Raw genomic sequence first — 3,801 nt, forward strand, 5'->3', positions numbered from 1 at the left:
ACAAAGAATCAAAAGTGGAATATCCTGGCTTGAAAGTGCTATGAAAATTAGAAGAGTTGCAGTGACAGTATACTTAAGGAATCCCCAATACACGTTAAATTAATTCAAATATTTGAAAGTTTTTAAAAAACAATATGCTAGTAGCCAACTGCGTAACTCCTAGTTGAATAATATGAGTTCGTTGAATAATATGAGCTAACGCTAAATCAGATAAAGCTAAATCTGAACTTAAAATCAGGTCCAGACTATCATAAATAACACAGCTAATAGGGAGGAGAAATTTATAGGTAGTTATGTTCATAAATCCCACTGGAGCTGCTCGTAAGTTCCCTTAACTCTGCTCATAAACTCTTCTAATTAACTTTCCCTCATAAAGTTGTCTTTTAAAGTTCCCCTGATCAAGTTGCCTTATAAATTTTTCTTTATAAAGGTAACTGACCCCATTTATTATTTGGCGATAATTATACATATCTGTTTGTACGTAATTAGTGCACGATTAATATGTGATAGCAAATAAACAATTAAGCAAAAACCGAAGAAATTATGTGAATAATAAAGAAGTAAGATTTAAAGTTCTACTGTAAATTAAAGTTCTGTTGTAAATTAAAGTTCTGTTGTAAATTAAAGTTCTGTTGTAAATTAAAGTTCTGTTGTAAATTAAAGTTCTGTTGTAAATTAAAGTTCTACTGTAAATTAAAGTTCTACTGTAAATTAAAGTTCTACTGTAAATTAAGTTCTGCTGTAAATTAAAGTTCTGCTGTTACTTTTCTCAGATCTTGCAGGAATTCTTCTATATCGCGGGCCGTGTTGTGAGGCATTAGGACCAAGCGAAGAGATCTTGGATTGCGAGTAATTGAGACGTTCCAACCAAATTTCTTAAGAAGCTGTTCCCGCACAAAGTCAGGGTTCGGAACTCTCAGGGCGACCACGTTCATTACAGGCTCGATCAGGGGTTCAAAGCCGATTTTTCGAGCTTCTTTAACCAGTTTTGTGGTAAGCTGCATGCAGTACTGTACATTTTTTCTATACCCTTCACGTCCAAGATACTTCATAACGGCATAAGTGGCAGCGGCTGAAGCTCCACTGCGGGTACCTGTTAGAGTAAACTGAGCTTTTGTTGTAAGATATGGAGTATTTACCTTAAGGGAGTCAAGAAAAGAAGGAGATCTGAATAATAGGGCACCTGAGGGAATTGTGGAAAGCCCCATCTTATGAGGATCTATTGCAATGGAAGTAACGCCTGGAACTTTGAAATCGAAAGAATATGGCTTTTCAAGAAATGGAATCACAAACCCTCCGAAAGCTGCATCAACATGAAGGAAAAGCTCATTTTCAAGAGCAAGTTGTGAAAGTTCCTCAATCGGATCTACCTGTCCAAATTCCGTATTTCCTGCTATCCCTACGAGTCCGATGGTGTTTGCGTCTATCAGGCTTTTCACAGATGCAATATTCACCCTGAATTCAGAATCAAGAAGAGCTCTTTTAACCTCAATTCCCATCATATTGGCGACTTTATCAAATGAGAAGTGAGCTGACTCGGGAACAACTATATTGAGAATCTCACCTGACTTATTCCCGTCCTTAGTTACGATGTTTTTCATGCACCTGATAGCCTGGATATTAGATTCCGTGCCTCCTGTTGTAAGATAACCGCAAACCGAACTCTCACATGACTCTCCTGAAGGAATTTCAACAGACTGAGCATGAAGAAGTTCTCCCAGCATCTGGATAACTTCTTTTTCCAGCCTGTGAGCACCTGCAAAAAGTCCCAGATCGCCCAGGTTAGCCTCAATAAATAGCCTGTGAGCCTCAACCGCGACTCTGTGCGGGTGAGTGCACATTGAACTTAAAACCTTATAGTAATCCGTATCTTCTGACTTTACATCTTCCAGATAGGAAAATATCTCTTTCTCAGAAAGACCCTGCTCATTCATGTGGATAAAGTAAAACCAGTTTTATTTAAAATACTTATGGAATATACCTGCCAAATTACCAAGTAATTTTCATAACAACAGGGAGAGTAAGTATCCAAGATCTAAAAAAGGAATGTATGTTAAAATCTCATAATCATATTAATGTCTGTAATATCTGCTTTAGAGGGAGACACCTATATTTCGAGTGGAGACGTTTTCATAGATCTAGAAGACGCAAATTTCTCAGAACATATAGCTTAGATTTAGTTTAGATTTATAAATTTTTTGAAAATGAATACTTTTTCTGATAGATTGGTTATCAATAAAAAGAATATATTTAATGAATATATAAAATTAAATTTTTTTATATTAAGAAGAACTGTTCTAAAAACAAACTAACCTTTTTAATAATAAAATATATATAGTATTAATTCTATAACAAAACAACATTATTTTACTGATAAACAAAATAAAACTCTATTTTATTTTGCTGCCTAGAATCTCTAATCTCTTTAATGGAAACCATGGGGTCTGGGTGTTATATAAATGTTCCAGTGGAAATGCAGGGGTCTTCTCTCTGTTTTTACTTTTCTCTCTCTGTTTTTTTCTTCCCTAACTTTCTTTAATTTCCTTTCTTTATTTTTCACCTTCTCACTTTTTTCCTTTCCTTGATTTTTATAACTTCCTTTCCTTTTTTAATTTCCTAGCTTTTTCTATTTTTTTTAATTTCCTTAACTTTCTTTAATTTCTCTAATTTCCTAGCTTTTTCTATTTCTTTTATCTATTTCTCACTTTTATAATTCAAAAAATTTTAAATTTACTATTTTTTTAAAGGTTTCTTAACTCTGTATATTTACATAATTTTAATTTTATCTTAAAATTTTTATTCTTTAATTTTATGTAAAAATATTATAATTTTCATAACTTCTTCCATTCGAAAGAAAGGGTTTAAATTCAACCTTCATTGGTTCTGGAATTCATAACTTTTTATCTCAGTTATACTAAGCTAGATAATGTTGGTTTTTTGGTGGATATTTAGGGTCTAAATCTTTTCCAGTGGAAATATGGGGGTCTTTACCATAACAATTAATACGGTGTACTTCCATTGGATCTACTGCAAATATAGCTTAAAATTACTTGCTTATAAACCAATTTCATCCAAAATTTTGATAAAAGAAGATCCGGAATATATATTTTATCTGGCTTGCGAGGTATCTTAACACTTAAGATTCGCCCGCCATTTTATCAGTAATTAGTAGAAAATGAGAGCTTCATGTATTAACTATAAGAAAGATATATCTTCTATCCCTTTCTCCTCATTATCAGGATTCATAGGGTTTTTCATAAAGGTACAAACAATAATGAAGTAAAATCTCAGAAATCCTAAAATAAATTTTAATTCCAGACATCGAGAGTTAAGACTTCGGAATTAAGAGTTTAACCTTTCTCTCTTTCCCTCTTTCCAAAGTCCATTACATGAATCCCATTTACAACTCCCCTAATCCCTTGATGATTATTACAATAATTATTTAAACTTGCTAAACGGCTATTGTAAGATCAATCTAAAGCTTGTCAAGTAGTTGTGGTTATAGTTGTCTAAGCATTTGAAGAGGAAACTCAAAAAAGAAACTCTAAAAAAGACAGCTCTAAAAAACATAACTCGAAAAATGTAGCCAAAAACACAATATTCAATAGATGTGGATTCGAGGATTAAGTTGGCTGCAGACTATGAAATTTTTCATGATATCAGGCAGTAGTAAAATGCTTAAAATTAAAACACTAAATTAAAAACGTTTAAAATTAAAAACGTTTAAAATTAAAACACTAAATTAAAAACGTTTAAAATTAAAAACGTTTAAAATTTAAACACTAAATTAAAAACGTTTAA

At 32.4% G+C, this 3,801-nt stretch carries 2 protein-coding genes; both read right to left on the reverse strand.

The features are described from left to right. Positions 1–746 precede the first annotated feature (746 nt). Positions 747–1,934, reverse strand: a complete 1,188-nt coding sequence (gene mfnA, locus A9239_RS13495; RefSeq protein ID WP_048122630.1) for a tyrosine decarboxylase MfnA — start codon at positions 1,932–1,934, stop codon at positions 747–749. A 491-nt stretch (positions 1,935–2,425) separates the two neighbouring features. Further along, a complete protein-coding gene (locus A9239_RS20575; RefSeq protein WP_255361951.1) occupies positions 2,426–2,560 on the reverse strand; it encodes a hypothetical protein in 135 nt (44 codons plus the stop codon). Positions 2,561–3,801 lie beyond the last annotated feature (1,241 nt).

This window comes from Methanosarcina sp. A14, from assembly GCF_001729375.1.
GTDB classification, from domain to species: Archaea; Halobacteriota; Methanosarcinia; order Methanosarcinales; family Methanosarcinaceae; genus Methanosarcina; species Methanosarcina barkeri.

Coding starts and splice junctions, on each gene's coding strand:
- mfnA (WP_048122630.1), bottom strand. CDS start 1,934: ATGAATGAGCAGGGTCTTTCTGAGAAAGAGATATTTTCCTATCTGGAA.